The organism is Nonomuraea sp. NPDC050202, from assembly GCF_040656115.1.
Classification (GTDB): Bacteria; Actinomycetota; Actinomycetes; order Streptosporangiales; family Streptosporangiaceae; genus Nonomuraea.
In genome coordinates this window covers 22,701-36,309 of record NZ_JBFALF010000036.1, presented here as the reverse complement: position 1 = coordinate 36,309, position 13,609 = coordinate 22,701, and the positions used below count along the sequence as shown (strand labels likewise).

At 73.1% G+C, this 13,609-nt stretch carries 14 protein-coding genes; 7 read left to right on the top strand and 7 right to left on the bottom strand.

Annotation, left to right across the window (positions count from 1 at the left end; translation table 11 throughout):
- The first annotated feature begins 7 nt into the window (after positions 1-7).
- On the top strand, positions 8-595 hold the full coding sequence (locus AB0I79_RS50305) for a PadR family transcriptional regulator (protein ID WP_357889920.1): 588 nt from the start codon (positions 8-10) through the stop codon (positions 593-595).
- Here AB0I79_RS50305 and AB0I79_RS50300 read toward each other — a convergent pair.
- Together AB0I79_RS50300 and AB0I79_RS50295 are read right to left on the bottom strand one after the other, a co-directional pair.
- Entirely contained in the window at positions 574-1,005 is a 432-nt protein-coding gene (locus AB0I79_RS50300; protein WP_357889917.1) for a hypothetical protein, read from the bottom strand. The genes AB0I79_RS50305 and AB0I79_RS50300 overlap by 22 nt on opposite strands.
- A gap of 42 nt (positions 1,006-1,047) precedes the next feature.
- Positions 1,048-2,187 carry an MFS transporter gene (locus AB0I79_RS50295; protein WP_357889914.1) on the bottom strand — a complete coding sequence of 380 codons (1,140 nt, stop codon included), beginning with the start codon at positions 2,185-2,187 and terminating at the stop codon, positions 1,048-1,050.
- An 87-nt stretch (positions 2,188-2,274) separates the two neighbouring features.
- Here AB0I79_RS50295 and AB0I79_RS50290 point away from each other — a divergent pair, with 87 nt between their 5' ends.
- Genes AB0I79_RS50290 through AB0I79_RS50280 form a run of 3 tightly spaced genes read left to right on the top strand, consistent with a single transcriptional unit; the run spans position 2,275 to position 5,724 of the window.
- Entirely contained in the window at positions 2,275-2,607 is a 333-nt protein-coding gene (locus AB0I79_RS50290) for a helix-turn-helix transcriptional regulator (RefSeq protein ID WP_357889911.1), read from the top strand.
- Positions 2,600-5,104: an ATP-dependent helicase HrpB gene (gene hrpB, locus AB0I79_RS50285; RefSeq protein ID WP_357889908.1), complete on the top strand. Its 2,505-nt coding sequence runs from the start codon at positions 2,600-2,602 to the stop codon at positions 5,102-5,104. Before AB0I79_RS50290 ends, hrpB begins: the two co-directional genes overlap by 8 nt.
- The gene (locus tag AB0I79_RS50280; protein ID WP_357889905.1) at positions 5,101-5,724 is read left to right on the top strand and encodes a hypothetical protein; all 624 of its coding nucleotides are present in this window, start codon (positions 5,101-5,103) and stop codon (positions 5,722-5,724) included. The genes hrpB and AB0I79_RS50280 overlap by 4 nt, the downstream gene beginning before the upstream one ends.
- Here AB0I79_RS50280 and AB0I79_RS50275 read toward each other — a convergent pair.
- On the bottom strand, positions 5,714-6,892 hold the full coding sequence (locus AB0I79_RS50275; RefSeq protein WP_357889903.1) for a pyridoxal-phosphate dependent enzyme: 1,179 nt from the start codon (positions 6,890-6,892) through the stop codon (positions 5,714-5,716). The two genes, AB0I79_RS50280 and AB0I79_RS50275, sit on opposite strands and share 11 nt — an antisense overlap.
- A 29-nt stretch (positions 6,893-6,921) precedes the next feature.
- On the opposite strand from AB0I79_RS50275, the gene AB0I79_RS50270 reads away from it, so the two are divergent.
- On the top strand, positions 6,922-8,382 hold the full coding sequence (locus tag AB0I79_RS50270; RefSeq protein ID WP_357889900.1) for an amidase family protein: 1,461 nt from the start codon (positions 6,922-6,924) through the stop codon (positions 8,380-8,382).
- Between the two features lie 33 nt (positions 8,383-8,415).
- Positions 8,416-9,768: a leucine-rich repeat domain-containing protein gene (locus tag AB0I79_RS50265; RefSeq protein WP_357889897.1), complete on the top strand. Its 1,353-nt coding sequence runs from the start codon at positions 8,416-8,418 to the stop codon at positions 9,766-9,768.
- A 17-nt stretch (positions 9,769-9,785) separates the two neighbouring features.
- Here the strand turns inward: AB0I79_RS50265 and AB0I79_RS50260 are convergent, their stop codons facing one another.
- Genes AB0I79_RS50260 through deoC form a run of 4 tightly spaced genes read right to left on the bottom strand, consistent with a single transcriptional unit; the run spans position 9,786 to position 13,189 of the window.
- Complete coding sequence (locus tag AB0I79_RS50260) at positions 9,786-10,631, bottom strand: aldehyde dehydrogenase family protein (RefSeq protein ID WP_357889894.1); 846 nt, start codon at positions 10,629-10,631, stop codon at positions 9,786-9,788.
- Positions 10,624-10,818, bottom strand: coding sequence for a hypothetical protein (locus tag AB0I79_RS50255; RefSeq protein ID WP_148433332.1), 195 nt, complete (start codon positions 10,816-10,818; stop codon positions 10,624-10,626). Before AB0I79_RS50255 ends, AB0I79_RS50260 begins: the two co-directional genes overlap by 8 nt.
- Positions 10,811-12,256: an aldehyde dehydrogenase family protein gene (locus AB0I79_RS50250; RefSeq protein ID WP_357889892.1), complete on the bottom strand. Its 1,446-nt coding sequence runs from the start codon at positions 12,254-12,256 to the stop codon at positions 10,811-10,813. The genes AB0I79_RS50255 and AB0I79_RS50250 overlap by 8 nt, the downstream gene beginning before the upstream one ends.
- A 3-nt stretch (positions 12,257-12,259) precedes the next feature.
- Positions 12,260-13,189 (bottom strand): deoxyribose-phosphate aldolase, encoded by a 930-nt coding sequence (deoC, locus tag AB0I79_RS50245; protein ID WP_357890140.1) that lies wholly within the window; start codon positions 13,187-13,189, stop codon positions 12,260-12,262.
- Positions 13,190-13,387: 198 nt separating this feature from the next.
- Between deoC and AB0I79_RS50240 the strand changes: the two genes are divergently transcribed.
- Positions 13,388-13,534, top strand: a complete 147-nt coding sequence (locus AB0I79_RS50240) for a hypothetical protein (protein WP_185110566.1) — start codon at positions 13,388-13,390, stop codon at positions 13,532-13,534.
- Positions 13,535-13,609 lie beyond the last annotated feature (75 nt).

Genomic DNA, 13,609 nt, shown 5'->3' with positions numbered 1-13,609 from the left:
TCCTGATATGGTCAACGTTGACTATTCAGTGGAGGTGTTCCCCGTGTCGGCGTCATCCACCCGGCTGCTCGTGCTCGGCCTGCTCAACGAGGGCCCCAAGCACGGCTACGAGATCAACCAGGTCGTGACGGCCGGCGCCCTCGACCAGTGGACCGGCGTGAAGCCCGGCTCGGTCTACCACGCGCTGGCGAAGCTGGAGCTGGAGGGCCTGGCGCGGACGTTCTCGCAGGAACGCACCGGCGACCGCCTCCGCCGCGTCTACGCGATCACCCCGGAGGGCCGCCGCACCCTGCGCGACCTGCTACGCAAGGCGCTCGCCGCCCCGCCCCACTCCACCCGCTCGGACTTCGCCCTGGCCCTGCGCTGGCACGCCCTGCTGGACACGGGCGAGGCCGGGGACCTGGTCGCGGCGGCCTCGCGGGCGGTGGAGGCCGAGCGCGCGGCCCTGGCCGCCGGCCGCGAGGCCAAGGCGGGCCTGTCGCCGCTGGCGGACGCGCTCTTCGACAACGCGCAGGCCCATCTGGCCGCCGACGCCAAGCTCCTTGAGGACCTCGCGCGCCTGCTGGCCGGCTCTCAGGAGAACGTGCGGGGGTAGCGGCTGGCCCAGGCGAAGACGGCCGCGAAGAGGGTCCAGGCGGTGACGTACGCGGCCGGATGCGCCCAGGCGTCCCCGACGATGTCGGCCAGCGCCGTGCGGCCCTCGAAGTAGATCGCGAGCCCCAGCACCGCGCCGGGGATCGCCCCCCACCACCGCTTCCACCACACCTCGTGCACGGCGATCTCGAACAGGACGAGGGCGATCGGCCCGAACAGCAGGAACTTCAGGTTCAGCGCCGAGGGCGCCAGCGCCCCGAGCACCATGACCCCCACCGCCGCGGCGGCCGTCAGCAGCACGACGGCGCCGAAGGGGGCGGGCTCGTCGCGTGGATCGCCGCCGGGCGGCGCGGGAGCCTGCCCCGCGTCACCGGACAGGGGCTCGTCACGCGGGTCCCGTTCGTCAGACACATCCGACATTCTGGCGAACATCCCGGCGGAATGAGCCCCTACTTAGGTAGCGGGCACGCTCACCTTCGGCCGCTCCCGGTAGGTGGCCAGCGTGAACAGCAGCGCCACCAGCCCGAACCCGGTGGACACCACGACCACCCCCACCCGGCCGTACGACTCCAGCGCCGCGCCGCCGGCCAGCCCCGCCACGAACAGCCCGACGTACTGCGCCGACGACAGCAGCCCCAGCCCGATCGGCACGTTGCCCGGCACCGCCGTGACGGTCCTGAACTGCTGCGCGGGCGCCACCAGCCATCCGGTCGCGCCCCACAGGAAGGCCCAGACCAGCGCGACGGGGATGGCCAGGTTCGCGACCGGGATCAGCGCCAGGAACACCACGGACGTGCCCAGCCCGGCGAGGATCATCCGGCGCGGCCCGTACGCGTCGGTGAGCCGCCCGCCGAGCGCGTTCCCCACGATGCCGCCCAGCCCCCACGCCCACAGCAGCGCGGGCAGCGGCAGATCGAACAGCGACCCGATGTAGGTGTAGGCGGTGAAGCCCGCCGCGAACATCAGCAATTGCGTCACCATCACCGCCAGCACCCGCCGGTCCCGCAACGGCTCGAACCGCTCCCGCAACCGCCCCGACACCGGGATCCGCACCTCCGGCACCAGCACGGCGACCCCCAGCAGCCCGACCAGCCCGAGCCCCGCGACCATCCAGAGGGTGGCCCGCCACCCGGCCGCCTCGCCCAGCCAGGTGCCGAGCGGCACCCCGATGGCCGACGACACGCTCAGCCCGCCCATCACCAGCGCCAGCGCCCGCCCGCGCCGCTCGGGCTCGGTCAGCGCGTTCGCCACGGCCGACGACGTGGGCGTGAACATGGCCGCGCCCGCCGCCGCGACCACCCGGGTCAGCATGACCAGCGTGTACGTGGGAGCCAGCGCCGTCAGCGTGTTGCCCACTACGAACACCCCCATGGCCACCAGCAACACCGTCCTGCGCGACATCCGTGCGGTCAGCGCGGCGAGCATCGGCGATAACAGGGCGTACGCCAGCGCGAACACGGTCATGAGCTGCCCCGCGGCGGACCGGGAGACCCCCAGGTCCGCGGAGATGGGCGGCAGCAGCCCGGCGGTCACGAACATGCCCGTACCGATCGCGAAATTTCCGGCCGCCATCGGATAGAGCCGTGAACTCATGGAGCCTCCAGCCTTCAGTTGGACGCCCATCAAACTGACCTATAGTTGGATAGTTGTCAAACAATAAAACGGAGATAGGGTTTCAGCATGCGCCTGCTGCCGCATCCGTCCACGGAGAACATCCAGCTCACGGAGGTTCTGCGAGCCCTCAGCGACCCCGTACGCCTCGAGATCGTGATCCGCCTCGCCGCGGCCGGTGAGATGACGTGCACGGTCGCGGGCGACGACCTCGGCGTGCACAAGTCGACCGCCTCGCACCACTACCGCACGCTGCGCGAGGCCGGCGTCGTCCTGACCAAGCAGGAGGGCCGGCTGAAGTACATGAGCCTGCGCCGCGACGACCTGGAGAGCCGCTTCCCCGGCCTGCTCGACGCGGTCCTGACCGCCGCGCTCCCCCTGCCCGCCGGGGCCCATGCCTGACGACGCCGCCTCGCCGCCGGAGGTGCTGCCGATCCGGCGCGTCCTGCCCGAGCTGCTCTCCGCGCTGGACCGGCACGGCAGCGCGGTCCTGACCGCCCCGCCCGGCACCGGCAAGACCACCGTGGTCCCCCTGGCCCTGGCCGAGGCGGGCCTGCGCGTCGTGGTGGCGGAGCCGCGCCGGCTGGCCGTACGCGCGGCGGCCCGCCGCATGGGCGTCAGCTACACGATCAGGGGCGAGCGGCACGTGGGCGCGAACCCCATGGTCGAGGTCGTCACCACCGGCGTGCTGCTCCAGCGGCTCCAGCGCGACCAGGAGCTGGCCGGCGTGGACGCGGTCGTGCTCGACGAGTGCCACGAGCGCCACCTCGACGCGGACACGGCGCTGGCGTTCCTCCTCGACGTACGCCAGACGCTCCGCCCCGACCTGCGCCTGCTGGCCACCTCCGCCACCGCCGACGCCCGGCCGTGGGCCGACCTGATCGGCGGCCCGATCGTCGCCGCCACCGGCGCCGCCCACCCCGTGGAGACTGTCTGGGCCCCGCCGCCGCGCCCGGTCGCCCCGCCCCACGGCCTGCGCGTCGACCCCGTGCTGCTCTCGCACGTCGCCGCGGTCGTGCGCCGGGCGCTGGCGGAGCGGGACGGCGACGTGCTCTGCTTCCTGCCGGGCGTGGGCGAGATCGCCAAGGTGGCGGGGATGCTGGCGGGCGACGTGGAGCATCTCCTTCAGGTCCACGGCCAGGCGCCGGCCCACGTCCAGGACGCCGTGCTGCGCCCCGGCCCGGCTCGCCGGGTGGTGCTGGCCACGTCGGTCGCCGAGTCCAGCCTGACCGTTCCCGGCGTGCGCGTGGTGGTGGACTCGGGCCTGGCCCGCGAGCCTCGTACGGATCACGCCCGCGGCTTGGGCTCCCTCACCACGGTCCGCGTCTCCAAGGCCTCGGCCACCCAGCGCGCCGGCCGCGCGGGCCGCGAGGCTCCCGGGACGGTCTACCGCTGCTGGCCGGCCGCCGACCACGACCGCCTGGCCGACCACGCCCGCCCGGAGATCGCGCTCGCCGACCTGACGGGCTTCGCGCTGCAGGCGGCCTGCTGGGGCGATCCTGACGCGTCGAGCCTGGCCCTGCTGGACCCGCCACCACCCGCCGCCCTGTCCGCCGCCCTGCGCACCCTGGACGCGCTCGGTGCCCTCACCCTCCCGCGGCCCGAGGAGGAGCGTGTGCGGGTGACGGAGCGCGGGCGGCGGATGGCGCTCGCCGGCGTGCACCCGCGCCTGGCCAGGGTCCTGCTCGACCTCGGCCCCGAGGCCGCCGAGGTGGTGGCCCTGCTGTCGGAGCCACTGCCCCGCGACGCGTCCGACGACCTGGTGGAGGTCTGGCGCGCGGCCCGCCGCGGCGGCACCGGCTTCGCCTCCCGCTGGCGCCAGGAGTCCTCCCGCCTGCGCCGCACCGCCGCAGCAGCCCGCGCCACCGCGAAAAGCCGTACCGCCGCAGACGCCCGCACCGCCGGGGACAGCCGCACCACCACCGACGCCCGCGCCACCGCGAAGGCCCACCATGGCGACGCGCTGGCCGGGACGGCGGTGGCGCTGGCGTTCCCCGAGCGGGTGGCGCGCCGGCGCGGCGGCGGCTACCTCATGGCCTCGGGCACCCAGGCCCAGCTCCCGGACGGCTCCAGGCTCCGGACCGCCGAATGGCTGGCCATCGCGATCGCCGACCGCCCCACCGGCTCGGCCTCGGCCCGCATCAGGCAGGCCGTCGTCATCGACGAGGCCACCGCGAGAGCGGCGCTGGGCACCACGACGGAGGACGAGATCACCTGGCGCGTCCCGCCGGGCGAGCGCAGGGGCGACGTCTCCGCCCTCCGGGTCGAGCGCCTCGGCGCGATCGAGCTCTCGGCCACCCCGCTCAAGGACGCCGACGTCCGCGACGCCATCCTGCACGGCCTGCGCACCGAGGAGCTCCTCACCTGGACGAAGCAGGCCAGGGACCTGCGCGACCGCCTGGCGTTCTGCCACCGCGCGATCGGCGCCCCCTGGCCCTCGATGGACGACCTCGCCGGCCTCGCCGACCAGTGGCTGGAGCCCGAGCTCAGCCGGGCCCGCCGCCGCGCCGACGTGGAGCGCATCGACGTCGCCACGGCGCTGAGACGCCTGATCCCCTGGAGCGAGCGCCTCGACGAGGTGGCTCCCGAGCGCATCGAGGTCCCCACCGGCTCCAGCGTCCGCCTGGACTACTCGGGCGAGCAGCCGGTGCTGGCGGTCAAGCTCCAGGAGCTGTTCGGCTGGCTGGAGACCCCGCGCGTCGCCGGCGTCCCGGTCCTGGTCCACCTGCTCTCCCCCGCGGGCCGCCCGCTCGCCGTCACCGCGGACCTGGCCTCGTTCTGGCGTGAGGGTTACCGTCACGTACGCGCGGAGATGCGCGGCCGCTACCCCAAACACCCCTGGCCGGAGGACCCTCTCACCGCCCGGCCGACCCGCCGTACGAAGAGGAACACCCCATGACCGACTGGCGACGCGAGGCGGCCAGGGACAACGCGCGCTGGTGCGACCTGATGTGCCGCGCCCACGGCATCCGGGGCACGTTCACGGACCTGGCCTGGACCAGCCCCGTCAGGACCCCGCCGTACTACCCCGACGCCGTCACCCTCTCCCCCGGCGCGACGGCCGCCGACCTGCTCCCGCACCTCGACGCGGGCCCCGGCGCGTCGATCAAGGACAGCTTCGCCACCCTCGACCTGCCCGGCTTCGAGGTGCTGTTCGAGGCCCGGTGGATCCATCGTGAGGCCCCCGGGAGAGCCGGCACGAACTGGCGGGTGGTCCGCGACGCGGCCGCGCTCGCCGGGTGGGAGCGGGCGTGCGGCATGAAGGACCTGTTCCTGCCGCCGCTCCTCGACGAGGCGACGATCGTGCACGCCCCCGACCTGAGCTCCGGCGCGGTCCTGACGGCGACCGGCCCGGCCGTGGGCGTGTCGAACGTGTTCGGCGACTGGGGCGGCGTGCTGGCGACGGCGGCCGAGCTGTTCCCCGGCCGCCCGCTGGTCGGCTACGAGAGCGACCCGGCGCCCGCCCTGCGGCACGGCTTCACCACGATCGGCCCCCTCCGCGTCTGGCTCAAGGCGTGACGTCGTCCAGCGTCGGGTTCTCCAGGACGGGGTAGCGCTCGGCCCCCACCCCCAGATCCTTGAACCCGCTCGACGTGGCGATGCACACCACGGGCCCGTCGAAGTCCCTGCGCAGCCGCCGGTGCCCGGCCAGCCCCGCGGTGCCGGACAGTTCCTGCCACAACCCCGCCCGCGCCAGCTCCCGCTGCGCCCGCCGCATCTCCTCGTCGGTCACGAGCACCGCCTCACCGCCGCTGTCGCGCACGGCGACGACTCCCCGGTGCCCGCCGACCGACCCTGCCACGCCGTACGCGTCGGTGGGCCCCAGCTCGACGACGGCGGCGGGCAGGCCCGCGGCCAGCGCCTTGGCGTGCGGCCCGCCGGCGGCCGTCTCGCAGGAGAACATCCGCGGCGCCTTCTCCGTCACCCCGAGCAGCAGCAGCTCCGTGAACCCCTTCCACACCCCGTAGAGCAGCTCGGCGTAGCCGGTGGGCGTGAACACGGCCGCGGGCACCTCACCGAGCTGCAGGAACAGCTCGTACGCGATCGTCTTGTAGCCCTCGGGCCCGAACGGATGCCCGGTGTGCGTCACGGTCTGGTTGCTGACCGGGTGATACCCCAGGCGGTCGACGATCTCCCGCAGCAGCGGCCACCGCTTCTCGCCAGGCATGGAGACGACCTTGGCCCCGTACGCGCGGACGAACGCCTGCACGGCGGGCGGCGAGTCGGCCGAGGTCAGCACGATGGCGGGCAGCCCGGCACGGGCGGCGTAGGCGGCGGCGGAGGCCCCGTGGTTGCCGGAGGAGGCCACGACCACCCCCGGCGCCCCCGAGGCGACGGCCGCGCTCACGGCGACCCGGTTGAGCCGGTCCTTGTGCGACCACGTCGGGTTGCGCGACTCGTCCTTGACGTAGACGTCACCGAACGGCACCAGCGGGGTGCCGCCCTCGCCCAGCGTGGGCGCGTCCAGCGGTGGCAGCAGCGGCGACCAGCGTGCCAGGTCCGGCCCCGGCGCCTGCTCGAACAGGCGCCGGTCCACCTTCGCGTAGTCGTAGACGACGTCCAGCGGATAGGCGATCTCGTCGGTGCTGGTCTTGGGGCAGCCCCGCGTCAGCGGCGGGAACAGGGGGAACTCGGCCGAGGGGTCGCCCAGGGAACGCTGGCGGAGGGCAAGCGAAGGTCCGTTCACGTGAATCGACCCTATCGACCCTCGCAACGATGAGTGAAAAGCTGCACACTCTTCTCATGTTGTGGGCAGGCAGGTCCGCCATCGAGATAGCGACGGCCGTCCGGCATGGTGAGGTCGGGGCCACGACCGTCGTCGAGGAGCACCTCCACGTCATCTCGGAGCGAGATCCCCGGGTAGGAGCGTTCCGGCGGGTCAGGGAGCAGGCCGTGCACGAGGCGCGGCTGCTGCAGAAGCGGCGCGACCTGGCCGAGCTGCCGCTGGCGGGCGTGCCGGTGGCGGTGAAGGACAACCTTGAGGTGGCGGGCGAGGCCACGCTGCACGGGTCGGCCGCCGGCCCGCACACGCCCGCGCCGGAGGATCATGCGACGGTGGCGCGGCTGCGGGCGGCGGGCGCGGTGATCGTGGGCCTCACCAACCTGCCGGAGCTGGGGCTGGTGGCGCTCGGCGACAGCGCGTACGGCATCGTCCGCAACCCCTGGAACCTGTCACGCACGGCAGGCGGCTCGTCATCGGGGAGCGCGGCGGCGGTGGCGGCGGGCATGGTGCCGATCGCGCTCGGCAACGACGGCATGGGCTCGCTGCGCATCCCGGCGGCGTGCTGCGGCGTGCTCGCGATCAAGCCGGGCGCGGGCCTGGTGCCCCCGCCCGCGGACGACTGGGACCGGCTCACCGAGAACGGCCCGCTGGCCCGCACCGCCTCGGACCTGGCGCTGGTGCTGTCGGTGCTGGCGGCGGACCCGGCGCTGGCGGAGTCGTGGCGCGGCGGGCAGCGGGTGGAGCCGCCGCCGCGCATGCTGCGCTCGGTCTGGGCGGACGACGACGAGGTGTGGGAGCCGCAGCCGCCACCTGCCGGCCCGGAGCCGTTCGACCTGCGGGTGGCGTACGCGCCCCAGCCGCTGCCGGCCGGCATGCGGATGGACAAGGAGTTCCAGGCGGCGGTGCGCGGGGCGGCCGAGACGTTGCGCGTGGCCGGGCACACGGTGGTGGAGCACGGGCGCAGGCTGCCCGTGTGGCTCGGCCCGGCCACCGTCGCGACCTGGCTGGTCAGGGCCGCCGAGTCCGCCGAGGCCCCCGACCGGCTCGAACGCCGCACCAGGGCGCTGGCCCGTGCGGGCCGGGTGCTGCGCGCGCTGGGGCTCGACGGCGTGCGCGGCCGGGAGCGCTGGCGCGGGTACGGCGCCGACCAGTGGTTCGGCGAGGCCGACGCGCTCATCACGCCCGCCCTGGCCGCCGTCCCGCCGAAGGCCGAGCGCTGGGGCGAGCGCGGCTTCCTGCGCAACGCATGGACGAACGTCACCTACGCCCCCACCGCCGGCCCCTGGAACATGTGCGGCTGGCCCGCCATCAGCGTCCCCGTGGCGACGCACTCCAGCGCGATGCCCATCGGTGTCCAGATCGTCGCCCCTCCCGGCGGCGAACCGCACCTGCTGGGCCTGGCCGCCCAGCTCCAGAACGCGCATCCCCCGCTCAGGCCACCTGGTTTCTCCTGAAAACGTCGCTTCTGCCCCGTAGGGTCTCGGGTCATGATCCAACCTTCAGACCTGACCGCCCTGCGCGCCAAGCTGGCGACAGCGTCTCCGGACAACGCCTGGAAGGCCGTCCGGCGGCTCGTGCTGGGCAGCCGGGATCGTGACGCGCTCGCCCTGGCCGCCGACTACGCCGAGATCGCGAAGCCGTCCACGGACAAGCTCCTCAGGCTCTGGCCCGACGCCCTCGACCCCGACGGCTTCGCGGAGCACGTGCTGGCCCCGGCCTTCGACGCCGAGGGGCGTACCGAGCTGGTGCTGCGCAGGCAGGGCTCGCTCACGGGGCTGCGTCACCTGACGATGCTGGAGAGCCTGACCCTCGACCACTGCAAGTCGCTGACGGACCTGTCGGAGCTGTCCGCGCTGACCGGCCTGCGCGTGCTGGATCTGGACGGCTGCGCCGCCCTCAGCGACCTGAAGCCGCTGTCCGCGCTCACCGGGCTGACGACGCTGCTGCTGCCCAACTGCCGCCAGGTGAGCGACGTCACCCCGCTGTTCGCCCTGCACCGCCTGCGCCGGCTCGACCTGCGCGGCACCCGCGTGGGCAGCGTCGACGGGTTCGGCGCGGCCTTCCCCGATCTCGAAGAGCTCGATCTGGAAGGATGCCGGTTCATCGAGGACGTACGCGGCCTGTCGGGGCTGCGCCGCCTGAGAGAGCTGGACCTGAGCCGCACCAAGATCACCACCCTGGAGGGGCTCCACGACCTCGGCTCGGTGACCACGCTGAGCCTGCACAGCACCCGCCTGACCGGTCTCGACGGCATCGGCGTCATGACGGAGCTGGAGACGCTCTGGCTCGGCGGCAGCACGAAGGTGAAGAGCCTCGACGGCCTCGGCCATCACCCCCGGCTCACCGCTCTCGGCCTGCCGCCCTCCCCGCTGCCCGACCTGCGCCCGCTGTCGCGGCTGCCCGCGCTGGAGCGGCTGTCCATCGACAGGGACCAGCGGCTCACCTCGCTCGACGGGCTCGAAGGGCATCCGTCGATGGCGGAGCTGCACCTGGCCTACGCGGAGGACCTGCGCGACTTCTCGGCGCTCGCCCGCATGCCCGCCCTGCGCGAGCTGACGCTGCAGGGGCTGGAGCAGCTCGAAGACCTCACCCCGTTCTCGGGGCTGCTCCACCTGGAGGAGCTGCACGTGGCCTACACCGACGAGCTGCGCACCTTCGGCGACGTCGAGCGCCTGCCCTCCCTGCGCAGGCTCGACCTCGACCACTGCTCCAGGCTGAGCGATCTGGGCGCGATCACCGGTTTCCCGTCGTTGAAGGAGATCCACGTCAACGACTGCCGCGCGCTGCCGGCCGACCTCGTCGCAGACCTGCGGGCCCGGGGCCTGTACCAGGAGTACTGAGGCCCCGGGCCGCGCGCTCAGATGCCGACCGGATGCCAGACGGTCTTGGTCTCCAGGAAGCGCGTCATGCGGCCGATCCCCGGATCGGCCGCCCAGTCCTCCCGAACGGGCCGCGACACCCGCTTGAGGTTCTCCGCCGCCGCCTGCTCGCAGGTCAACGCCAGGTCGGCGTCCGCGACCCCGGTCAGGTCGAGGCCGTTGACGTCCATGTGCGCCGCCAGCCAGGGCGCCAGCTCGGCCTGCTTGCCGGTGAGCAGGTTGACCACCCCGCCCGGCAGGTCGGACGTGGCCAGCACCTCGGCCAGGGTGATCGCCGCCAGCGGCGCGGGCTCGGAGGCGATCACAACGCTGGTGTTGCCGGTCACGATCACCGGCGCGACCACGGACACGAGCCCGAGCAGCGGGTCGGCGGGCGCCACCACGGCCACCACGCCGGTCGGCTCCGGCGTGGACAGGTTGAAGTAGGGCCCGGCCACCGGGTTCGCCGCCCCGTGCACCGAGGCGATCTTGTCGGACCAGCCCGCGTACCAGACGAGCCGGTCGACGGCCGCGTCCACCTGCTCCAGCGCGGCGCGCTTGCCGCCGCCGAGCTCCTCGGCGAACTGCGCGCGCCGCCCCTCCAGCATCTCGGCGACCCGGTAGAGGATCTGCCCCCTGTTGTACGGGGTCGCCCCCGACCAGCCGGGGAACGCCTTGCGCGCGGCCACCACCGCGTCGCGGGCGTCCTTGCGCGAGGCCCGCGAGGCGTTGGCGAGGAACTCGCCCTTGGCCGAGGTCACGGGGTAGGACCTTCCACTCTCAGAGCGCGGGAACGCCCCTCCGATGTACAGCTTGTAGGTCTTCTTGACGGACAACCTACTCATCGCCCCGCCCCCTCCACGTGGACTCCTGCGACATCTGGACCGGGACGAAGACCTGCCCGCACCGGCTCACGCCGCAGCGGTGGGCGTACCAGCCGGTGCGTACGGGCCGGCCGGCCCTGGCGAAGGCGTGCCCCCTGGTGGCCTCGGCGCGCCGCTGACGGCGGCGGGCCCGGCGGTGCTCACACATCAAGGTAGGCCTCCAGCCCGGCGAGCCCGCCCTCGCGCCCGTAACCCGATTCCTTGTACCCGCCGAAGGGCGAGGCCGGGTCGAACTTGTTGAACGTGTTGGCCCAGACCACCCCGGCCCTGAGCCTGTCGGCCATCCACAGGATGCGCGAGCCCTTCTCGGTCCACACCCCCGCCGACAGCCCGTACGGCGTGTTGTTGGCCTTCTCGACGGCCTCGGCGGGGGTGCGGAAGGTCAGCACCGACAGCACGGGGCCGAAGATCTCCTCCCTGGCGATGCTGTGCGACTGCGCCACCCCGGTGAACAGCGTCGGCGGGAACCAGAACCCCTTGCCGGGCAGCTCGCACGCGGGCGACCAGCGCTCGGCCCCCTCGGACTCGCCCAGGTCGCTCAGCTGCCGGATCTTGGCGAGCTGCTCGGCCGAGTTGATCGCGCCGATGTCGGTGTTCTTGTCCAGCGGGTCGCCCAGCCGCAGCGTGCCCAGCCGCCGCTTGAGCGCGGCCAGCAGCTCCTCCTGGATCGACTCCTGGACCAGCAGCCGCGAGCCGGCGCAGCACACGTGACCCTGGTTGAAGAAGATCCCGTTGACGATCCCCTCCACGGCCTGGTCGATGGCGGCGTCGTCGAACACGATGTTCGCGGCCTTGCCGCCCAGCTCCAGGGTGAGCTTCTTGTTCGTGCCGGCCACCGACCTGGCGATGATCCGGCCGACCTCGGTGGAGCCGGTGAAGGCCACCTTGTTCACGTCGGGGTGGGCCACCAGGGCGGCGCCGGTCTCGCCCGCGCCGGTGACGATGTTCACCACGCCGGGCGGCAGGTCGGCCTGACGGCAGATCTCGGCGAACAGCAGCGCGGTCAGCGGGGTCGTCTCGGCCGGCTTGAGCACCACGGTGTTGCCGCAGGCCAGCGCGGGAGCGATCTTCCAGGCCAGCATGAGCAGCGGGAAGTTCCACGGGATGACCTGCCCGGCCACCCCGAGCGGCTTGGTGCCGCTCTGCCCGTCTGCCGTCCTCCGGCCGAACCCGGCGTACTGCAGCTTGTCGGCCCAGCCCGCGTAGTAGAAGAAGTGCGCCGCGACCAGTGGCAGGTCCACGTCGCGCGACTCGCGGATCGGCTTGCCGTTGTCGAGCGACTCCAGCACGGCCAGCTCCCTGGCCCGCTCCTGGATCAGCCGCGCGATGCGGAACAGGTACTTGGCGCGCTCGGCGCCGGGCAGCGCGCTCCAGACGCCGAACGCCTTGCGCGCCGCCTGCACGGCGCGGTCGACGTCGTCGGAGGTGGCGGTGGCCACCTCGGCCAGCGTCTCCTCGGTGGCGGGGTTGACGGTCTTGAACGAGGTGCCGGAGCCCTCGACGAACTCGCCGTTGATGAACAACCCGTAGGACGACCTCAGATCGACGATGTCGCGCGACTCGGGTGCCGGTGCATATTCGAACATCGTCTAGTCCAGGGTGAAGTAGTCGGGACCCGCGTACCGGCCGGTGGCCAGCTTCTGGCGCTGCATCAGCAGGTCGTTCAGCAGCGAGGAGGCGCCGAGCCGGAACCAGTCGGGGGTCAGCCAGTCGTCGCCGGCCGTCTCGTTGACCAGCACGAGGTTCTTGATGGCGTCCTTGGTGGTGCGGATGCCGCCCGCCGGCTTCACGCCGACCTGGCGGCCCGTCGCGTCGCGGAAGTCGCGCACGGCCTCCAGCATGATCAGGGTGACCGGCGGAGTGGCGGCCGGTGACACCTTGCCGGTGGAGGTCTTGATGAAGTCGGCGCCGGCCAGCATCGCCAGCCAGGACGCGCGCCGCACGTTGTCGTAGGTCGACAGCTCGCCGGTCTCCAGGATCACCTTCAGGTGGGCCGCCCCGCAGGCCGCCTTCACCGCGACGATCTCCTCGTAGACCTTCATGTACTGCCCGGACAGGAACGCGCCCCGATCGATCACCATGTCGATCTCGTCGGCCCCGGCCGACACCGCCAGCGCGGTGTCGCTCACCTTGACCTCCAGCGAGGTGCGCCCGCTGGGGAACGCGGTGGCCACCGAGGCGACCTTGATCCCCGTGCCCCTGAGCGCCTCGACGGCGACGGGGACGAGGTCGGGATAGACGCAGACGGCCGCCACGGAGGGCGCGCCGCCGCCGGGCCGCACGGCCTTGGCACACATCGCGCGCACCTTGCCGGCCGTGTCGGCTCCCTCCAGCGTGGTCAGGTCGACCATCGAGATGGCCAGGTCAATGGCCTGCGCCTTGGCCGTGGTCTTGATCGAACGGGTGCCCAGCATCGCCGCCCGCTGGTCCGCGCCGACCCGGTCGACCCCGGGCAGGCCCTGCAGGAATGCTCGCAACGCCGCGTCGGACGAGGCGACGTCCGCGAGCGAGGTAGTCACAGTTGACACCTAGACAGCATCGCCGACCAGGGCCACTACCTCCAAACCGGACCACCTTAGGGCACCCGGGGCCCGGTCCTAGGTATGCCGGAGCCCTACGCACACCAGAGATAAGGCATCCACCCGATGTGGCGGGGTGGGCCTTAGACCGAGCATTAAAGGTGTCAGGAAGACGCACGAAACATCAGGAGAAACACCATGAACCCCGAGATCGAATTCGAGCTCATGAAGAGTCAGGCCAGCGAGCTGCGCCGGGCGGCCGCACACCACCGCCGCGTACTCGAGGCGGAGCGCGGCAACAAGAGCGAGCGCCGCTCGTTCTTCGGCAAGCGCCGTTCCTCATGATCACCCCACGAGAGCCCGGCCGCATCCTCGCTCGCGGCCGGGCCTCACAACCGCCATAAAACCGTCGAAAGCACC

Coding starts and splice junctions, on each gene's coding strand:
- AB0I79_RS50305 (WP_357889920.1), top strand. CDS start 8: ATGGTCAACGTTGACTATTCAGTGGAGGTGTTCCCCGTGTCGGCGTCA.
- AB0I79_RS50290 (WP_357889911.1), top strand. CDS start 2,275: ATGCGCCTGCTGCCGCATCCGTCCACGGAGAACATCCAGCTCACGGAG.
- AB0I79_RS50270 (WP_357889900.1), top strand. CDS start 6,922: ATGAGTGAAAAGCTGCACACTCTTCTCATGTTGTGGGCAGGCAGGTCC.
- AB0I79_RS50295 (WP_357889914.1), bottom strand. CDS start 2,187: ATGAGTTCACGGCTCTATCCGATGGCGGCCGGAAATTTCGCGATCGGT.
- AB0I79_RS50265 (WP_357889897.1), top strand. CDS start 8,416: ATGATCCAACCTTCAGACCTGACCGCCCTGCGCGCCAAGCTGGCGACA.
- AB0I79_RS50255 (WP_148433332.1), bottom strand. CDS start 10,818: ATGTGTGAGCACCGCCGGGCCCGCCGCCGTCAGCGGCGCGCCGAGGCC.
- AB0I79_RS50280 (WP_357889905.1), top strand. CDS start 5,101: ATGACCGACTGGCGACGCGAGGCGGCCAGGGACAACGCGCGCTGGTGC.
- AB0I79_RS50250 (WP_357889892.1), bottom strand. CDS start 12,256: ATGTTCGAATATGCACCGGCACCCGAGTCGCGCGACATCGTCGATCTG.
- hrpB (WP_357889908.1), top strand. CDS start 2,600: ATGCCTGACGACGCCGCCTCGCCGCCGGAGGTGCTGCCGATCCGGCGC.
- AB0I79_RS50240 (WP_185110566.1), top strand. CDS start 13,388: ATGAACCCCGAGATCGAATTCGAGCTCATGAAGAGTCAGGCCAGCGAG.
- AB0I79_RS50260 (WP_357889894.1), bottom strand. CDS start 10,631: ATGAGTAGGTTGTCCGTCAAGAAGACCTACAAGCTGTACATCGGAGGG.